At 68.2% G+C, this 16740-nt stretch carries 13 protein-coding genes and 2 pseudogenes; 8 read left to right on the top strand and 7 right to left on the bottom strand.

Annotated elements, in window-relative coordinates; all coding sequences use genetic code 11:
* The first annotated feature begins 333 nt into the window (after positions 1-333).
* The 8 genes and pseudogenes from KK617_RS09940 to KK617_RS09905 all read left to right on the top strand — a co-directional run bounded on the left by KK617_RS09940 (position 334) and on the right by KK617_RS09905 (position 11104).
* Positions 334-576 (top strand): hypothetical protein, encoded by a 243-nt coding sequence (locus KK617_RS09940; RefSeq protein WP_277499832.1) that lies wholly within the window; start codon positions 334-336, stop codon positions 574-576.
* A 516-nt stretch (positions 577-1092) separates the two neighbouring features.
* Complete coding sequence (locus KK617_RS09935; protein WP_277499831.1) at positions 1093-3585, top strand: hypothetical protein; 2493 nt, start codon at positions 1093-1095, stop codon at positions 3583-3585.
* A gap of 908 nt (positions 3586-4493) precedes the next feature.
* On the top strand, positions 4494-5408 hold the full coding sequence (locus KK617_RS09930) for a ParA family protein (RefSeq protein WP_277499830.1): 915 nt from the start codon (positions 4494-4496) through the stop codon (positions 5406-5408).
* The gene (locus tag KK617_RS09925; RefSeq protein ID WP_277499829.1) at positions 5405-6133 is read left to right on the top strand and encodes a hypothetical protein; all 729 of its coding nucleotides are present in this window, start codon (positions 5405-5407) and stop codon (positions 6131-6133) included. The genes KK617_RS09930 and KK617_RS09925 overlap by 4 nt, the downstream gene beginning before the upstream one ends.
* A gap of 631 nt (positions 6134-6764) precedes the next feature.
* Positions 6765-7859 (top strand): type IV toxin-antitoxin system AbiEi family antitoxin domain-containing protein, encoded by a 1095-nt coding sequence (locus tag KK617_RS09920; protein ID WP_346812962.1) that lies wholly within the window; start codon positions 6765-6767, stop codon positions 7857-7859.
* A gap of 2 nt (positions 7860-7861) precedes the next feature.
* The gene (locus KK617_RS09915) at positions 7862-8767 is read left to right on the top strand and encodes a nucleotidyl transferase AbiEii/AbiGii toxin family protein (protein ID WP_277499868.1); all 906 of its coding nucleotides are present in this window, start codon (positions 7862-7864) and stop codon (positions 8765-8767) included.
* Between the two features lie 185 nt (positions 8768-8952).
* A pseudogene (locus tag KK617_RS09910) lies at positions 8953-9191 on the top strand (WhiB family transcriptional regulator).
* A gap of 614 nt (positions 9192-9805) precedes the next feature.
* Entirely contained in the window at positions 9806-11104 is a 1299-nt protein-coding gene (locus KK617_RS09905) for a competence protein CoiA family protein (protein ID WP_277499827.1), read from the top strand.
* 828 nt (positions 11105-11932) lie between these two features.
* Here the strand turns inward: KK617_RS09905 and KK617_RS09900 are convergent.
* From KK617_RS09900 to KK617_RS09870, 7 genes and pseudogenes are all read right to left on the bottom strand, one after another.
* Positions 11933-12891 (bottom strand): annotated as a pseudogene (locus tag KK617_RS09900) (IS3 family transposase).
* 46 nt (positions 12892-12937) lie between these two features.
* Positions 12938-13210 carry a hypothetical protein gene (locus KK617_RS09895; RefSeq protein ID WP_277499826.1) on the bottom strand — a complete coding sequence of 91 codons (273 nt, stop codon included), beginning with the start codon at positions 13208-13210 and terminating at the stop codon, positions 12938-12940.
* 267 nt (positions 13211-13477) lie between these two features.
* Positions 13478-14665: a zinc-dependent alcohol dehydrogenase gene (locus tag KK617_RS09890; protein ID WP_277499825.1), complete on the bottom strand. Its 1188-nt coding sequence runs from the start codon at positions 14663-14665 to the stop codon at positions 13478-13480.
* 93 nt (positions 14666-14758) lie between these two features.
* Entirely contained in the window at positions 14759-15124 is a 366-nt protein-coding gene (locus KK617_RS09885) for a DoxX family protein (RefSeq protein WP_277499824.1), read from the bottom strand.
* Between the two features lie 78 nt (positions 15125-15202).
* The gene (locus KK617_RS09880) at positions 15203-15637 is read right to left on the bottom strand and encodes a transposase (protein ID WP_277499823.1); all 435 of its coding nucleotides are present in this window, start codon (positions 15635-15637) and stop codon (positions 15203-15205) included.
* Positions 15634-16137, bottom strand: coding sequence for a transposase (locus KK617_RS09875; RefSeq protein WP_277499822.1), 504 nt, complete (start codon positions 16135-16137; stop codon positions 15634-15636). The genes KK617_RS09880 and KK617_RS09875 overlap by 4 nt, the downstream gene beginning before the upstream one ends.
* Positions 16138-16155: 18 nt before the next feature.
* Entirely contained in the window at positions 16156-16476 is a 321-nt protein-coding gene (locus tag KK617_RS09870; protein WP_277499821.1) for a hypothetical protein, read from the bottom strand.
* Between the last annotated feature and the right edge of the window lie 264 nt (positions 16477-16740).

Here is a 16740-nt window from a genome sequence, read left to right as displayed (position 1 = left end):
AGGAACACGGCGGTGCCGTCCCCTGCTCAGTCGCGGCCGACAAAGCGCAGTGACGCCCCCCGGACGGCGGAACCACAGTGCGGACACACCTCCCACGACCAGTCCAGCAGCACACCGTCCCTCAGTGCTGCCCCGACGGGCCACACCCCTCTCCCCGCTCCCCCGCCGGCCGCTCCCCCGGCACGGCGGCTCGCGTCGCACGGTTCCGATTTCGCAATCGGAATCGCGCGACACGCAGCCGATGAACGCGACAGAAGCTCCAGCGGGCGGCAGGATCCGACCCGAACCGATTTCGCAATTGGAATCCCGCCGGACCCAAGAGGTGAGAACAGCATGGCTCGTCCGTACCGCCAGCGCGGCACCGTGCAGGACAAGGTCAACCTGTACGCCAAGGTCGACTCGCCTCTGAAGAAGAAGGTGGACTCCATCGCCGACTACATCGGCGTGAGCCAGGCACGAGCCCTGGAACTGATCCTCGAGCACACCGCGATCGACGCCAACGGTCGCCCCACGTGGTTCGACGGACCGGCACGCCCCAACGACGACGAGGAGCTGCCGCTGCAGAGCGCGTCCTGAAATGACTCGAGGCCACCGTGCGCCAACACGGTGACCTCGGAAGTCTTGAGTTACTCGGCTAGTTCGAGCGCCAACTCGTCCTAACCGCCACCGCCTAGACGGTGATCCTCGAGCTCTCCTGCCAGGGAGGGGCTCAGTTACGCCTTCAGATCAACGGGGCCAACCATCGATTAGTGAGGCAAGCGCGATGCTAGCAGCATGCCCGCGCGCAAAATCGGCATTGACCGACCCACCGCGCGTGTCGCGTGTTGCCCGACCCTGTCGGGCAACACCGGACAAGTTCACCGACCACGCCGCCGAAGCGGCCGAGGTCTGTGAACGCTGCCCCCACGCAACCGCCTGCCTCATCGAAGCGCTCCGACTCGACGCCGCTCACCGCCGCGGCGAGGACCCCTGGGGCCTCACCGGCGTCTGTGGCGGCATCGCCTTCTCCCCCACCCACCCGCCCCGCCGGGTCTCCCGCACCACGCCCACGCCCGACGCACCCGCGCGCCCCACCGCGGGGGGAACGCCCTGATGGCCACCACCACTCCCCCGCCCCGGCCTGCCTGGAGCCCCGCCACCTCGGCGATCGACGAGATCCTGTTCCGACCCGGCAACTGGTTCGCGATCGACGCACACAACCGCGCCGTGCCCGGCATCGTCATCGCCGACCTCCCCCACGGCCTCGAGCTCCTCGACGCCAGCCGCGCCGAACGCGGACCCATCGCCACCATCGTCGGGCGCCTGGTCGACCACGCCCGAGGCGTCGACATCGACGTCCACGGGCCCCACGGCTACCGCGTCCAGGACCAACTCACCGGATGGGCCACCGCGCACGGCATCTGGCACCTCACCCGCCCCTCCGGCGGCGCCAACGGCCGTGCCCACGTCTACCTCTTCGCCGCCCCCGACCAGCTCGACGACCTCACCCACGGCCTCCCCGACTACATCCGCGACCTGCGCACCGAACACGCCCTGCCCGCCAAGGCCCTCGAGGCCCGCACCGCCATCCGACCGCTCTCCGCGCCCCACCGCACCGGCCGCTACACCAAGCCGGAAGGCCCCCTGGCGCAACGACAGCAGCACCTGACGCAGATCAACGCCCGACTGCAGCCCGCACCACCGACCGAGGGCACTCGCGCGCGCACCGGCGCACACGCAAACCCCGCGGCACCCAGCACGGCACGAAACCCCGCCCGAAACCCGTTGCCAGACGTGGCACCGAACCCGGCAGCGAGAACCGGCGGTAGCGCTGGAACGGCCGGCGGCGTCCCTTCCTCGCGGCCGCGCGCGCGCCGCGGCTCCGTCGTCGCCCTGGCACCGTTGGCCCGACGACGCCGCGACCTGCCCGCCCTGTGGCGCGCCTACCTCACTCACGGTGTACGACCGATCGTCGGCGGCACCGACCAGTCAGCATCCGCGGTCGACCTCGTCGCCACCGCCGAGCTCCTGCGCGCCGGATACGACATCAACGAGGCCTGGAACACCATCGAAGCCGCCCACCCCGAAGCCATGACACACGCCCGCAGTCGCGGACGAGCATGGTGGACCCAGTTCCACTGGAATACCGCCGTCGCCACCGACACGACCTGGCGCACCAACCACGCACTCGCCACCAAGGGCCCTGCGGGAGTGCCGGCGCCGGACGCGGACACCCACAACGGCAACGGGCGCTCCCCCAGCGCCTCCCCCAGCGCCTCCCCCGACGATGCAGCGCAGACTCGCGCCGCTGTCGAACATGCCCGCGCCGCGCTCGGCGACCTGCAGTGGACCTGGGGCCCGCGCCAGCGCCACAGCACGCTCCTCGTCGCCCACACCCTGCTCGACCGCATGACACGCACCGGCACGCTGCGCGTGCCCTGCCCACAACGCGACCTTCAACTCGACACCGGGCTGTCTCGCCCCACCGTCGCAGCAGCACTGCGCACCCTCGGCGGCACCGCCGACACCAACTCCAGCGCCGTCGATGCCGCCTCGCTGCCCCACGGCGCTCAGCTGCTCGGGAGCGTCCACGCCGCCTTCGACCCCACACGTCGCGAGAGCTCATCCCACGAATTCAGCCTTGCAGCCCGGTTCCTGCAGATCGCCGCAACTTTAACAACGCGGGCACCTTCGACCGGGGCGTCGCAATCTTTACCACCTGTTTCTCACACCCCCCACCGCTCCGGCCTCTGGCACCACCTCAACCCCCCGGCGCACAGCCTGTGGCGGGCCCTCCTGGCCGCAGGGCCCGCTGGCCTGCCCCTCCAGGTGTTGGCCCAACAGGCAGGACTCACCGCCTCACGCAACGCGTCACCAACGACGAGTCAGGAACGGACAACCCGACGACACCTCGCAGCGTTGCTCCAGGTCGGACTGGCCCACAGCAGACCCGACGGCACCTACGTCGCCCGCCCGGCGTTGAGCCTCGACAACGCCTCGAGCGCGAGCGCGCGAACCCAACAAGCCGCCCGAGAGCGGCAGCGCATCGCCGAGGAGCGGATCGCGATCGAACGACACACCTACCGGACCGGTGCCGGCACCAGCTGGCGGCGAGCGCACAACGCGGCGTGCGCGACGGAGCTCAAGAAGGCTCGAACGCGCTACGACACGTGGATCAACTCGCTCTCCCCCACCGAGCGGCGCGAACGAGTTCGCCACCACGCAGCAACGTTCGCAGCATGCTCGAGCGATGAGCAGCGCCGTCTCAAGGAACGCTGGGCACGACACAGGAGCCGGCTTGGCCTCAACGAGCAGGAACGCCACGACCAGTGGTGCCTAGCCATCGGGCCGCAGGAATTTGAACGACGCTCCATCCAGCGAGCCGCCGCGTTCGCGTCCCTACCCGGCCCCGACAAGGCCGCCCGGGTCGAGGCGTGGTCCCAGCACCGCGCCCGATGGAACGTGAGTGTCGGTTGGCCCGCCTCCCCTTCGGCTGTCAGAGGCGAACAAGAGCGTTCGCCCCGCCGAACAGACGCACACGGCGGCGCGCCTACTTCTCAGCTCGATCACCAATGGACGCTCGCGCTGCAGGACGTCGCCGGCTGAGGCAACTCAGGCGACACAACGGTGACGGAGAAACCATGAGGTGCACCCTCGGCTATCGGGCCAGACGTGCGCCCATATGGCGGACCATACGGCACACTGCGGGTGGGGACGGTGTGGTCACCGTGCTGTAAGCCCACCAGGGCGATGGTCAACGGGCCTGTCTGGAGCGTGAAGGGGCCCGACTCCTGACCCAGCTAGACAGCGGGTAGTCGACCCTGGGGGCCGTCAGCGACCGGTGTGCGGGCGCCTGTGCCGAACGCTGATGGCCGGAAGGGAGTAGCGCGCTGACCGGGAGGCAGTTGATGTTTCCCCTGCTCGACACTTGCGAGGGCAGCCCGCGGGGGCATGAGGGCTCTCTGTCGCTTCAGTAGTCTCGACCCAGCGCTTCGGAGTGCCCAGAGTTCCTCACCGGGGCCCGCCGGGATGCGTGGTTCAGCCGTCGGGCCCCGGCTACCAACGTATGGTGGTACGTATGGACGGCAAGGGTGTTCCACGCATTGCTCCGTCCGCTTTACGGTGTATCCGGCACCAGGAACGCTGCCATATGGCAAGTCGTATGGGTGGCCCTCTGGCTTAGCCCGCACAGCCGTGTCGGCGCGCAACCCATACGGCACCCTAAGGGTGGTGTCACAGTTGATAACCCAATCAGGCCATCCCGACGGCGTTGCGATAAGGACGAGCCCGGCGCGTGACGCCATGCCGTTGACCTGTAGGTGTGCCACCACGTTGGCGCGCGGTCGGTACACCGAACGGAGCACCTCGCCGGACACGCCCAATGCAACGACCCGCGTGTCGTGCTGCACGGCACGCAGCACCAGGTGGCACGATGGTGCGGGTCCGTCCGGCGTGCACGACGCCGAGCCTGGATGTGCCGACCAGTCGTGTTTGAGTTGTGGGGGAGTACAGGGATGCCGGACTACGTACAGCTGGCCCGCGTCGTGTGCGTGGCAACCGGCAAAGGCGGTGTCTCGAAAACCAGCCTCACCGCGAACGCCGCAGGACTAGCGGCCGCCGCCGGCCACCGAACCCTGCTGATCGACCTCGACCCCCAGGGCGACCTGTCCGACGACTTGGGCTACTTCAACCACCCGGCCCTCGACGAAGGCCGCCACCTCGCCAACGCCATGCTCAGCGGCACCCCACTGCAGACCGTCATCACCAACGTCCGAGCCAACCTCGACGTCATCCCCGGGGGAGAGCACCTCTCGGACGTCAGCGGAGCCCTGTTGGCACGTCAAGCCCGCGGCCGAGCCAGCTTCGACCTCCTCGCCGAATGCCTGGCGCCCCTCGCCGGCGACTACGACCTCATCTTCATCGACACGCCCCCCACCGACGACACCCTGCAGCTGCTCGCGCTCAGCGCGTCACGCTGGCTACTCATCCCCACCAAGGCCGACACGAGCTCCATCCGCGCCATCCAGCGCATCGCGGCCCGCGTCGCGGAGGCACGCTCTGCCGACCACGCCCTCGACATCCTGGGCGTCGTCCTCGTCGGTGTGCCCACAGCTGCTACCCGCGTCCGCAGCGCCGCCGAGCAGGACATCCACCAACTCCTCGGCGACGTGGCCCCGCTCTTCGACCGCGGCATCCGCGACAGCGCCGCCGTCGCTCGCGAGACCCGCAGCCAAGGAGTCCTCGTGCACGAGCTGGCCGAGAAAGTGGAAGGAGCCGAGCCGTTCTGGAAATCCCTGCGATCCGGCACCACACCCTCACAACGTCTCCCCGGCAGTGCGCCGGCGCTGGCCGACGACTATGTCCGCGTCACCGAACAAATCCTTCTCCGCATCGACGAACTCGAGAACGCAGCGACGGGAGCGGCATGAGCACTGACAACCGGCTGGGCAGCCTGCGCAACATCCTCGACACCCCGCCGCGCACCCGCCGCACAACAGACACCGACAGCCGCCCCAACCGCGACACATCCGAAAGCCAGACCGAGGGTCCGGCCCAGGCCCAGGGCCCCGGCGAGACGGGTCATGGCGTGGGGCAATCCGGTGCCGACGACAACGCCGCGCCGGAAATCAGCCGACCGTCATCGATTTCTGTCGATGCGCCCGCCCCCGACGCAGACGTACCAGCGGGCGCACCCCGCCCACGTCACGGCCGGCCCGGCGAGCAGCGTGGCCCCGCGCCCGAGCCGGCCAGGAAGCCCACTAGCCGCACGAGCGCGCCCCGCCGCATCAACGCGACCTCAGCGACGCGTGCGCGCGTCGTACTGCGCATGCCCGAGCACGTCCACCGGTTCATGGTCGACGCAGCACGCCAGGACCAGCTCACCCACGCAGCCGTCGTTCTCCAAGCCGTGGAACACACCTACGTCGACGGCCGCCTCGCCGAGCGGCTCACCGAACTGCGCCGCGCCGAGCAGCCGGTCCGCACCGGATTGTTCACCACGCAACCGGCCCGCGCCACCCCCGAACCCAAGGTGCTCGTCGAGCTGCGGCTGCGTCACGAGGACCTCGAGGTCCTGGACGGGCTCATCACCGAGGTCGGCGCCAACGACCGCAGCGAGCTGATCAACACCAGCCTCGCTCTCTACCTCGCCTGAGGTCCTCACACCACCGACAGCGGGGGAGTGACACCCCTGGCGCCCGGCAACAGACCGGCGCAGCCAGCGGGGCCCAGCTCGGCCAGCGTCACCGGAAGCGCTACCGGAACGGCGCACGGCACCGCGCAGTATCAGTTGCAAGATCGCCGGTGCGATGACACATCGCGGGTGCGCCAGACAGCGGGTTCCAACGCCAACGAAGAAGGATGCAGAATTCAGCGCGTTTCTACGTCCTTCTGTCACAGTGGGCTCATAGAGAGCAACGTCTACCGACCCGGCGCCGGCAAGGTCCCGCCGCTGCTTGTCGGCCGCGACCGGCTCGTGCGCGATCGGACCCTGCAACTGCACGAGGTCGCCGCGCGCGGCGACCTCGCCGCCACAAGTGCGTGACGCACCCGTAGCGTCGTAATCTCCCGACGCGACCCCCGACCAGGCCCCGGAGGCCGCCCGACCAGGGCGACCCCCTGCCCGATGTCGACGACTAGGAGTTGGTCGTCATCCCGTGGCGCGGCGACAACGGGACGACACATGTCGTCGCCACCTCGGTACGCGCCCGCGTGTGGACCGCAAGCTGCATCAGTAAGTGTTCATACTGCAAAAGTCTCGCGGTGCGGTATTATTGCAGTACCGGATGGGAGTGTTGATGTCTCTTGTACTTGACCTTGCTGACCTTGCTGTCGAACAGTGGGGCCTCCTGACAACCGCGCAGGCCCGATCGGTCGGTGCGTCTCCCCAGGCAGTCGCTCGCCTTGCTAATGAGGGTGTGCTCGAGCGCGTGACACACGGCGTGTACCGAGTCATCGGTACACCGCCGTCCCCGATCGATGACCTGCGTGCAGCTTGGCTTGCCCTCGATCCCGCCCGCCGTGCCAACGAGCGACGTCGAGGTCAAGCGCCAGTGGTGGTGTCCTACCGGTCCGCGGCCGCGATCCATGGGCTGGGAGATCTTGAGGCTGATGAGCTCGAGTTCACCAGCGCACAGCGCAAGCAGACTCGGAGGCCGGACGTTCACATCCACCGCGGCCAGGTCGACGCAGGGGAGTGGACGGTGGTTGATGGGCTGCCGGTAACGACCGTAGTCCGGACCGTGAGTGACCTCGCCGCTGCGCGCCTCGACGGCGGCCACCTCGCCACCGTCGTGCGGGACGCGATCACGCTGCGACAGACCGACGACCGACAGCTCGTCGATGTGCTCCGGCCACACGCTCACCGCTACAACGCCCCGATGGGGGACGGCGAAGCGCTCCTCTCTCGCCTTCTCCAAGAGTCCGGGATCTCGGAGCCGATCGAACGGGCAGTTGAGCGCGTGAGCGCATCCGCCCGTCAGGAGTTTCGGCCTCCTTGGAACACTGAACAACCGGCTCATGTCCAGCAACTGAGCGAGCAGTTCGCGTCTATCCAGCGGGCGCTCGCGCCAGCAGCCAGAGTTGGCGAGCAACTGGCGAACTCGCCAGCGATGCAAGCCCTTGCGGCGATGGCCGAACGCGTGAGCAACTCGGCAGCGCTCGCGGAACTCGCTAGTCAACATGCCGCTCTCGTTGACTCGCCCGCGATGAAGGCCATAACCGAGCTCGCGAAGTCGCCAGCGATGCAAGAGCTCGCAAAGCAGTTCGTGGATGTCGCCGAGCTGACGCGTGCCGCCCGCTCCGCAACGGAGGGCCTCGCTGTCCCCGAGATTGAGGGACCGAAGGTCGCAAAGCGCGACGAGATCGAGCAGGGTGAGTGAGCATGGTCAACGGGTCGCCCGAGTTCGCGACCGCGAACGCGTTCCGCCGGTCGTTGGAGGATCGGCTGAAGAAGGAAGCGAAGCTCCGCGGTCGGCCCCTAGAAGAGCTCCGGCGAGAGTTCCTCTTCCAGCGGTTCCTTGCGTTGCTCTTCTCTAGCCCCGAAGCACGATGGGTACTCAAGGGCGGGGCGAGTCTGCTGATGCGGCTTGCAGACGCCCGATCGTCGAAGGACCTGGATCTGCTTCGTCTAGACGAGGTGGACTCCGAGGATGCGGTCGCTGAACTGCGGGAACTTACAGCACCGCGCGAGGACGACCATCTCACCTTCGTCATCGGGGGCAAGGTCTCCTACAGCGGGGCGAACCCGGTGGTCACGATCTCCGTCACCGCCTACATCGGCGCCCAGTACGGTAGTTTCCCGATCGACCTGGCGACCGAGCTACACCTGCTCTCTGCCCCTGAGCGGATCCGACCCACGCCGGCCGTCGAAGTCCCCGGCCTGTCGGAGCTCCCGGAAATCGTCGTGTACCCGCTCAGCGACCAAGTGGCCGACAAGGTGTGTGCGATGTACGAGCTTTACGGCGACCGTCAGAGCCCCTCGTCGCGGTACCGCGACCTGATCGACCTCGTGCTCATCGTGACGACCTGCGAGATCGAGGCGGAGCCAGTCGTACGGGCCCTGAATTCAGAAAGCAAACGGCGAAAGATGCAGCTGCCGGACGAGATGCAGTCGCCGGCGCCTAGTTGGCACGAGGGATATCGGGCCTACGCCAGAAAAACCAAGATCGACGAGACGTTCCACGACTTGGAGGCGGCACTCCAGCGCGTGGGCGGCTGTCTCAACCCGCTCCTGGCAGGGTTGCGGCGAGAGGGGCACTGGCTGCCCGGCACCGGCTGGACGGGCTGACGGCTCGTCGGGCCCGATCGTTGGCCGAACTTGTTGACGTGAGCGCGGCATCTGCTTCGAGCGGCCAGCGAGCGAGGAAAGACCCTCGGGACCCGAAAGCTGAGCTCGCTCCGCGAGCCCAAGTTTCCCATGTCAGAGGCCTTCGATCTGGGCCCACATGTTGAGCGGAGACCGCCGACCCGGAGGTGTTCTTCCCGGAGGAGGGCGGCTCCAGCGGCCAGCTAAGAAAGTCTGCTTTACCTGTGACGTGCGCGAGCAGTGCCTGCAGTGGGCCCTCGACAACGACGAGCGCAGCGGCGTGTGCGGAGGCCTGACCGAGAGGAAGAGCGCCACGCGCTTAAGCGCGGGTCCAGACCCGTCACGAGCTCCGGCAGTGCGGCATAAGCGCCGCCGTCGTGCTCAAGGCTCCGGTGATCGGGTGTGAGAGTTGCTCGAGGCCCAGTGCGGTCCTTCATGCTTGCCCTCGAGGGGGCCACCTTCCGGGTGTTCCAGGCCTGCATCTTCCCGGAGGACGTGCGTAACGCAGATTCGTTGTCGGAGCGTACGGACCAGCACCTGGACTTCGGGCCGGCCTGGGTCTGCGCGACCGCTATCGCCGCCGGGCGTCCTCGTTCGAGGTCACCGCCGAGCAAGTGATCACGGCCGGTCGGATTCGCAGGGTCGCCGACGCCAGGATCGTGGCAATGGCCGCAGCCCGGGCCGCCGGCGCCACGCCTCGGGTCATCGCCGACGCATTCGAGCGTGACAACAGCACGGTCTCAAAAACTCTGGTGCGGGCTGGCACAACCTGACTTGCGGCGCTGTCTCCCCGCTCATGACCGTCTGCGTCGGTCACACGGGAGTGGAGGCGCACCGCAGCTCGTGGTCGATCTGCGCGATCACGAGCACCCGCCTGTGGCGGGCGCCCGCGACGATCTGCGCGTCAACGGGGTGCCCGCCACAGTGCTTCCCTCGACCCCGCTTCACGCGACCAGCCGGGGGAGTGTCGGTGGGGGCTCCTACGCTCCCCGGCACCAGCGCGGCTCCGGGGGGACTCACATGGCCAACACGAGCGTCAGGTACGCCGTCACCGACGGCCCTGGCGGACACCAGTCACTCGCCATGCCAGACGACCACGTTGCAGCTGCGGAGCTGAGAGCTCGCTACAAGGAACTGTGGTGCTCCACGGCCGCCAACGGCTGCGGACAACTGCTCTCAGCCAGCGTCGGCAAGAAGAACCGGCCGCACTTCCGCCACCAGTCGCACGAAGCGCACAAGTGCGCGCTGGTTGACGGCACCGAAGAGTTCCAGGAACGGTCCTACCTCCACCTGGCGCTGCAGCTCACCTTGGAGGGATGGCTGACCGGGCAGGGCCTCGAGCCCCGTCTCGAGTACCAGTTCGACGACCGCTCGCGCGCCGATATTCGCGTCGAGGTCGACGAGCTCGAGCACACCATCGAGGTCCAGCTCTCGCCACTGCCGGCCGACGAGTGGGCACGACGCGACGAGCGCTACCGCAGCCACATCACCGGCCAGGTGAGCTGGCTCTTCGGCTCCAACATCAGCCCCGACGTCCGCCACCCAACCATCGTCAGCAACGGCGTTGCTTTCGGCATCGCGTTGCAGTCTCCGTCCCAGGCGCCGGCCGACTCCTCAGCCGACTCCCCGGCTGGCCCGATCGCACCGGCGGACCTGTTAGATCCCGCCCACGTCTTCGTTGTCACCTACGGCCCCAGGGGCTTCAGCGCCAACAGCTCCCTGAGCGACTGCAGGCTCATCCGGGATGGTCTGTGGACCCCTCACCGCGACCGACTGATCGAGGAGCACCGCGAACGGGCGCGCGCGGAGGATCCTCGCGCCGTGCAACGTCGGCACAGCAGCGACGGAGGCGGCAGCGGAGGACGCGAACGGTCGCCCGTCGAGCTCCCGCCCGAGAACCCGGGCGCGACAGACGCCAAGCGCGCGGCGATTCCACCGATCCCGCCGCCCCCTGCGCCCGACGATCGCCTCGTCGACAAGCCGGCCCCTGCCCTGACCGCCGACGAGCTCAGCGCCCACCCGCGGCGGCCCCGGGGCCAGAACCGCCAGCCGCTCGCCACGGGGCACCTGCTGCACGCCGGCGAGCACCAGGCGCCGCCCGAGTTGTACACGCACCTGCCCGAGTCGCTGCACGACGCCGCGCAGACGATGGCCTACATCGTCACCACCATCGAGCTCAACGGCCCCGAAACGGCGCTGTCGTTTCCCGACGTCGACGACGGCACCGCGATCCAAGACGCACTCCTGGCCGTCGGCCTGATCGAGCTCTACGCCGCACGCGACGTCGTGCGGTGGCGACGACCACTCGGGAGCGCCTAGGCGCGCGCACGCCCCGGAGGACCTCGAGCTGTGCTCTCGAAGCGGGCCGGCCCTGGCGGGCCGGACAGCGCTAGCCACCCCTGCGGGGTGTTCCCCCTCCCCGGGCTACCGATCGTGGGCCGCCGCCGACCTACGACAAGGGGGAGGTGCACCCGCCCCGAGACACCGGCTCGCTGCGCTCGCCGGCTGGGCGGCCCCTCGCTGCTCTCCGCGATCGCGCCCCCGCGCCCCTCAATCCAACGGACCGGGCTGCCGTCTCCAGCAAATGCGCCGCGCATCAAGGCGCCGACCGATGAGGTCGTCCGTCGTCCAGAGACAGAGACGGGATGGACCAGCGACGCGACGTCCGCCGTGGGCCGCAGCGCGGCCCTCGTCAATGAGGGACCGCCCAGCCGAACCGCATGCGAGCGGACACCTTCATGTCGGCGCAGACGCCCTGCCCCGCCGCGACCGCTACGAATGGGACAGCGACGTCAACCTCACCGGACGTTCGAGCCGCAGCGCGCCCGCTCTACACCGGTTGAAGATCGAGCCCGCTGCGGCGATGTCGGGATACGATCCTTGCCCTATCCGCTGCCGAGAATCCGGTGTGCGAGCCACCCGCCGCCGACGAGGAGCGTCGGTGCGAGGGCCAGGAAGACGAGCAGGACGCAGGCTCGCCAGGTCCGGTGCCAGGACGTGGTGACGTCGCTCATCAAGAGCCGGTTCAAGGGTGACGTGTCCGTCGAGACCCTCGTAGAGGTCGAAGTTGCGTTCGCCGATCAGCGCTACAAGGGTGTCGAATGCGTCGGAGAGGGGGACTGCTGCACGATCAGGTGACAGGTTGGGTCACGCTGCCTGAGTGGCTGGCGTGGGGTGGCGGGTGGTCATGATGGTCTCGTACTCGATGGGGGTCAATCGTCCGAGTGCGGCCTGTCGACGGCGTCGGTGGTAGGTCCGCTCGATCCAGCGCACGACCGCGATCCGCAGCTCCTCGCGAGTCGCCCAGGTCTGGCGGTCGAGGACGTTCTTCTGCAGCAGAGCGAAGAACGACTCCATGGCCGCGTTGTCCCCGGCAGCGCCGACTCGGCCCATGGATCCGACCATGCAGTGGCGGTTGAGCGCGTGGACGAATTTGCGGCTGCGGAACTGACTGCCGCGGTCGCGTGCACGATGCAGCCGGCGACGTCACCGCGCCTGGCGACGGCGTTGTTGAGCGCCGCCACGGCCAGCCGTGACTTCATGCGGGAGTCGATGGAGTAGCCGACGATGCGGTTGGAGTAGACGTCCTTGATGGCGCAGACGTGCTCACTGGCCTCAATCCGTGTGGGCCTCGAACAGAGCGTTGGCGCGGTAGGCATGCTCGAGCTCGGTGTCGGCGACCGGGCGCTGGAGCCAGCGGTAGTAGGGCTGACGCGCGATCTTGAGCACCCGGCACGTCACCGTCACGGGCACCCGGATAGGGGCGTCCTTGGCGGCCAGCTCGCGGACGAGCGGGTACATCATTTTCCCGGCAGACCGTTACGAATGTTCGCCTGCGAAAGGTAGGCAGCCGCGCGGCGCAGGACCTCGTTCTCCTGCTCCAGCAGCCGGATCCGCTTCCGCGCTTCACGTAGTTCGGCGTTCTCCGTCGCGGTGGTCCCGGGCTTGGCGCCGTGCTCGACGTCGGCCTTCGCAAGCCAGTTCGTCAGGCACGACTCGCTGATCCCGAAGTCGGCGGCAATCTGCTTCAGGTGGACACCCGGCTCACGGTTCCTCGCGACACGGACCACGTCGTCGCGGAACTCCTTCGGGTAGGGCTTCGGCACAGTGCACATCCTTCCAGCGGCACCCCTCGGCACCACAGATCAGATGTCACCTATCCGTGCAGCAGTTCCCCACCGGCTTCCAGTAGTCGCTGGTGGCTTCCATCACGACCCGCTCGATGCGCAGGTCGACCAACCTGTTGGCCAGCTCGGTGACCGCCCTGGTCATCGTCGTATGGGTGCTGACTTCCTGCACCCGTCGTAAGCCGGGCGACCCGCTCTTGCCGGGCAATCGCACACAGCACACCAGCTCGGCCTTGCCGAGATCCAAAGCCGCGACCCGCTCGATGATCTGCTCATCATCGACGGACTCAGCGAACATCGCTGTTCATCTCCCACCTCCACACCAACAGGAACCGGACCGTCCGGAACCGGGTGTGCGACCGGCCGGAAGGGGCCATCGGGACAGGAAAAGCGAATCTAGTTCTCGTGCTCACCAACGATGGCGGCAACACTGAAGAGCCCAACACGTGACCCCCGCGCCCGGCTAGGGCACGGCCTCAACGAACCATAGGAACAACGACGTCAACCCGACCGGCCGCACCCCCACATTTCACTCCGGAACGGAGCGTCTGACCAGACACCCTGGCTAGGGCTGGAAGACCACCTTCACCATGCCCTCCTCCTTCTTCTGGAAGTGCTCGTAGGCGCTCGGCGCCTCGCTCAGCGGCAGGTGGTGGGTGGCGAACGCGTCGACGCCGAACGGGTCGTCGTCGGTGAGCATCGGCAGCAGCTCGTCGGTCCAGGCCCGCACGTTGGCCTGGCCCATCCGCAGCTGCACCTGCTTGTCGAACATCTGCATCATCGGCATCGGGTCGGCAGCACCGCCGTAGACGCCGGAGATGGACACCGTGCCGCCGCGGCGTACGGCGTCGAGCGCGGTGTGCAGGGCCGCCAACCGGTCGAGACCCGCCTTCTTCATCATCGGCTCCGACAGGGCGTCCGGCATCATCCCGGCGACCTTCTGCACGATGCTGGCCGTGGGTGAGCCGTGAGCCTCCATGCCGACCGCGTCCACGACGGAGTCGGGGCCTCGGCCACCGGTGGCCTCGCGGACCACCTCGCCCACGCCGCCCACCTTCTCGGCCTCGTCGAGGTCGAGGACCTCGGCTCCGAAGGCCTTGACGCGTGCGAGCCGCTCCGGCACCCGGTCGACGCTGATCACCCGGTGGCCGGCCTTGACGGCCATCCGTGCAGTCATGTCACCGATGGGGCCGGCGCCCATGACGAGCAGCGTGCCGCCGTCGGGCACGTCGGCGTACTTGAGGGCCTGCCAGGCGGTGGGCAGCACGTCGGAGAGGAACAGGAAACGGTCGTCGGAAGGGCCTTCGGGGACCTTCATCGACATGAAGTCCGCGAACGGCACCCGGAGGTACTCCGCCTGGCCGCCGGGCACCTGCCCGTAGAGCTTGCTGTAGCCGAAGAAGCTCGCACCGGTGCCGTGCTCGTGGTTCTGGGTGGTCTCGCACTGGCTGTAGAGCTGCCGGTCGCACATCCAGCAGGACCCGCAGGAGACGTTGAACGGAATGACGACGCGGTCGCCGACCTTGAGCTGAGTGACCGCGCTGCCTATCTCCTGGACGATGCCCATCGACTCGTGACCGACGACGTCGCCGGCCTCCATGAACGGCGCCAGGGTCTCGTAGAGGTGCAGATCAGAGCCGCACAGCCCCGTCGAGGTCACCTTGATGATGATGTCGGTCGGCTCCTCGATGCGCGGGTCGGGCACCTCGATGACACGCATGTCGTGCACTCCCTGCCAGGTCACTGCCAACATCTCGGTCCGCCTTCGTCTCGTCCGGTCTCGCGTACGCCGGCCGGTACCCGCCGCGTGGCCGTCCATGCCCGCTGGTCCTGGCTCGCAAGCGCGTCAGCCCTCCCGGGCGGCCCGCAGGGCGGCCTTGACCATCGGCCACTGGAGCGGCAGCCGGCCGAAGGCCGCGGCCTTCAGGCCGGTGTTCCTGGTCCGGGTCGAGTCGACGGCCATCTTCACGTTGGCCGGGTAGACGCCGACCAGCAGCGCAAGGCTCCCCCAGCCGGCGACGCGGCGGGTCTGCGGCGCGAGCAGGCCGACGGCGAGCGCGAGCTCGGCCACGCCGCTGCCCAGGATCACCTCACGGTGCGCGGGCACCCAGCTCGGCATGATCTGGGTGTAGAACTCCGGCTTGACCAGGTGGACGGTGCCGCTGACGGCGAAGATGCCGGCCAGGACCTTGGTGCTCGGGGTGAGGGCCACGGGCCAGAGCCTAGTTCGAAATTGACCTCAGCCAGGCAGGCGGCAGCACCCGGCGGAGCCGGGTATGGGTGATCGCTCTCAGGCTGCGGGTTCGATGGTGACGGTGTATCCGAGGGCTTGGAGCTGTCGGATGTGGTTGCGCTTCTTGGTCTCGGTGTTCACCGATCGGGTGTAGTGCTCGGGTCCGAGGTCGATGTAGCGGGCGTCAGGGTTGGCGAGCAGGTGCCAGATGATGACGAGCATCGAGCGGCCGATCGCGACCTGGGCTCGCTTCTTCCCGCGCCGTCGGGCGATGCGTCGATAGCGTTCACCGAGGAACGTGTCGCCGCGTCCGGCACTCACGGCGGCTTCACCGAGGATCCGGGCCAAGTACCGATTGCCGTGTCCCGTCGATCCGCGGCCCTTGGTCTTGCCGGCCGAGGAGTTGATCCCGGGCGCGAACTTCGCCCACGAGCACAGATGCCCCGCGGTCGGGAACCGGGTCATGTCGACCCCGATCTCAGCGATGATCACAGCGGCAGCGGTGGGACCGATCCCGGGATCTCATCGAGGCGCTCCACCGCGTCAGCGAAAGGGACCAGGTGGGCCTCGATCCGCTCATCGAGCAGGCCGATGTCGGCATCGATCCCGTCGACCCTGCCCAGCATCTGCTTGAGCAGCAGGGCATGGTGCTCGGTGAAGAACCCGGTGAAGGCCTCCCTGAGCTCGGGGATCTTGGTACGCATCCGGGTGCGCGCCATCTCCGCGAGCCGAGCCGGGTCGCGCTCACCGGCGACCATGGCATCCATCATCTCCCGGCCCGAGACCCCGAAGATGCCGCTGGCGACGACCGAGAGCTTGATGCAGGCGTCCTCCAAGAGCTTCTCGACCCGGTTCTTCTCCGCACCCCGGGTCGCGACCAGGCTCATCCGGTACCGGGTCAGGTCCCGCAACTGCCGGATCTCGGCCGGCGGAACGAAACTGGGGCGCAGCATCTGCCGCTCGGCGACCTTGCACAACCAGACCGCGTCCAACACGTCAGTCTTGGGTCGTCATGGCAGATGCTTGACGTCGCGGGCGTTGACCAGCCACGGCTGAAGACCGTGGGCCTCCAGGAGGTAGAACACCGGCTTCCAGTAGTCGCTGGTGGCTTCCATCACGACCCGCTCGATGCGCAGGTCGACCAACCTGTTGGCCAGCTCGGTGACCGCCCTGGTCATCGTCGTATGGGTGCTGACTTCCTGCACCCGTCGTAAGCCGGGCGACCCGCTCTTGCCGGGCAATCGCACACAGCACACCAGCTCGGCCTTGCCGAGATCCAAAGCCGCGACCCGCTCGATGATCTGCTCATCATCGACGGACTCAGCGAACATCGCTGTTCATCTCCCACCTCCACACCAACAGGAACCGGACCGTCCGGAACCGGGTGTGCGACCGGCCGGAAGGGGCCATCGGGACAGGAAAAGCGAATCTAGTTCTCGTGCTCACCAACGATGGCGGCAACACTGAAGAGCCCAACACGTGACCCCCGCGCCCGGCTAGGGCACGGCCTCAACGAACCATAGGAACAACGACGTCAACCCGACCGGCCGCACCCCCACATTTCACTCCGGAACGGAGCGTCTGACCAGACACCC

The sequence above is a fragment of the Nocardioides sp. ChNu-99 genome, assembly GCF_029493445.1.
GTDB lineage: Bacteria > Actinomycetota > Actinomycetes > Propionibacteriales > Nocardioidaceae > Nocardioides.
Note: the sequence above shows the minus strand (reverse complement) of the source record. Positions and strands in the feature narration are given on the sequence as shown.

What these genes read in the sequence shown, in the direction of transcription:
- KK617_RS09940 (WP_277499832.1), top strand. Translation starts at nt 334, where the DNA reads ATGGCTCGTCCGTACCGCCAGCGCGGCACCGTGCAGGACAAGGTCAAC.
- KK617_RS09935 (WP_277499831.1), top strand. Translation starts at nt 1,093, where the DNA reads ATGGCCACCACCACTCCCCCGCCCCGGCCTGCCTGGAGCCCCGCCACC.
- KK617_RS09930 (WP_277499830.1), top strand. Translation starts at nt 4,494, where the DNA reads ATGCCGGACTACGTACAGCTGGCCCGCGTCGTGTGCGTGGCAACCGGC.
- KK617_RS09925 (WP_277499829.1), top strand. Translation starts at nt 5,405, where the DNA reads ATGAGCACTGACAACCGGCTGGGCAGCCTGCGCAACATCCTCGACACC.
- KK617_RS09920 (WP_346812962.1), top strand. Translation starts at nt 6,765, where the DNA reads ATGGGAGTGTTGATGTCTCTTGTACTTGACCTTGCTGACCTTGCTGTC.
- KK617_RS09915 (WP_277499868.1), top strand. Translation starts at nt 7,862, where the DNA reads ATGGTCAACGGGTCGCCCGAGTTCGCGACCGCGAACGCGTTCCGCCGG.
- KK617_RS09905 (WP_277499827.1), top strand. Translation starts at nt 9,806, where the DNA reads ATGGCCAACACGAGCGTCAGGTACGCCGTCACCGACGGCCCTGGCGGA.
- KK617_RS09895 (WP_277499826.1), bottom strand. Translation starts at nt 13,210, where the DNA reads ATGTTCGCTGAGTCCGTCGATGATGAGCAGATCATCGAGCGGGTCGCG.
- KK617_RS09890 (WP_277499825.1), bottom strand. Translation starts at nt 14,665, where the DNA reads ATGTTGGCAGTGACCTGGCAGGGAGTGCACGACATGCGTGTCATCGAG.
- KK617_RS09870 (WP_277499821.1), bottom strand. Translation starts at nt 16,476, where the DNA reads ATGTTCGCTGAGTCCGTCGATGATGAGCAGATCATCGAGCGGGTCGCG.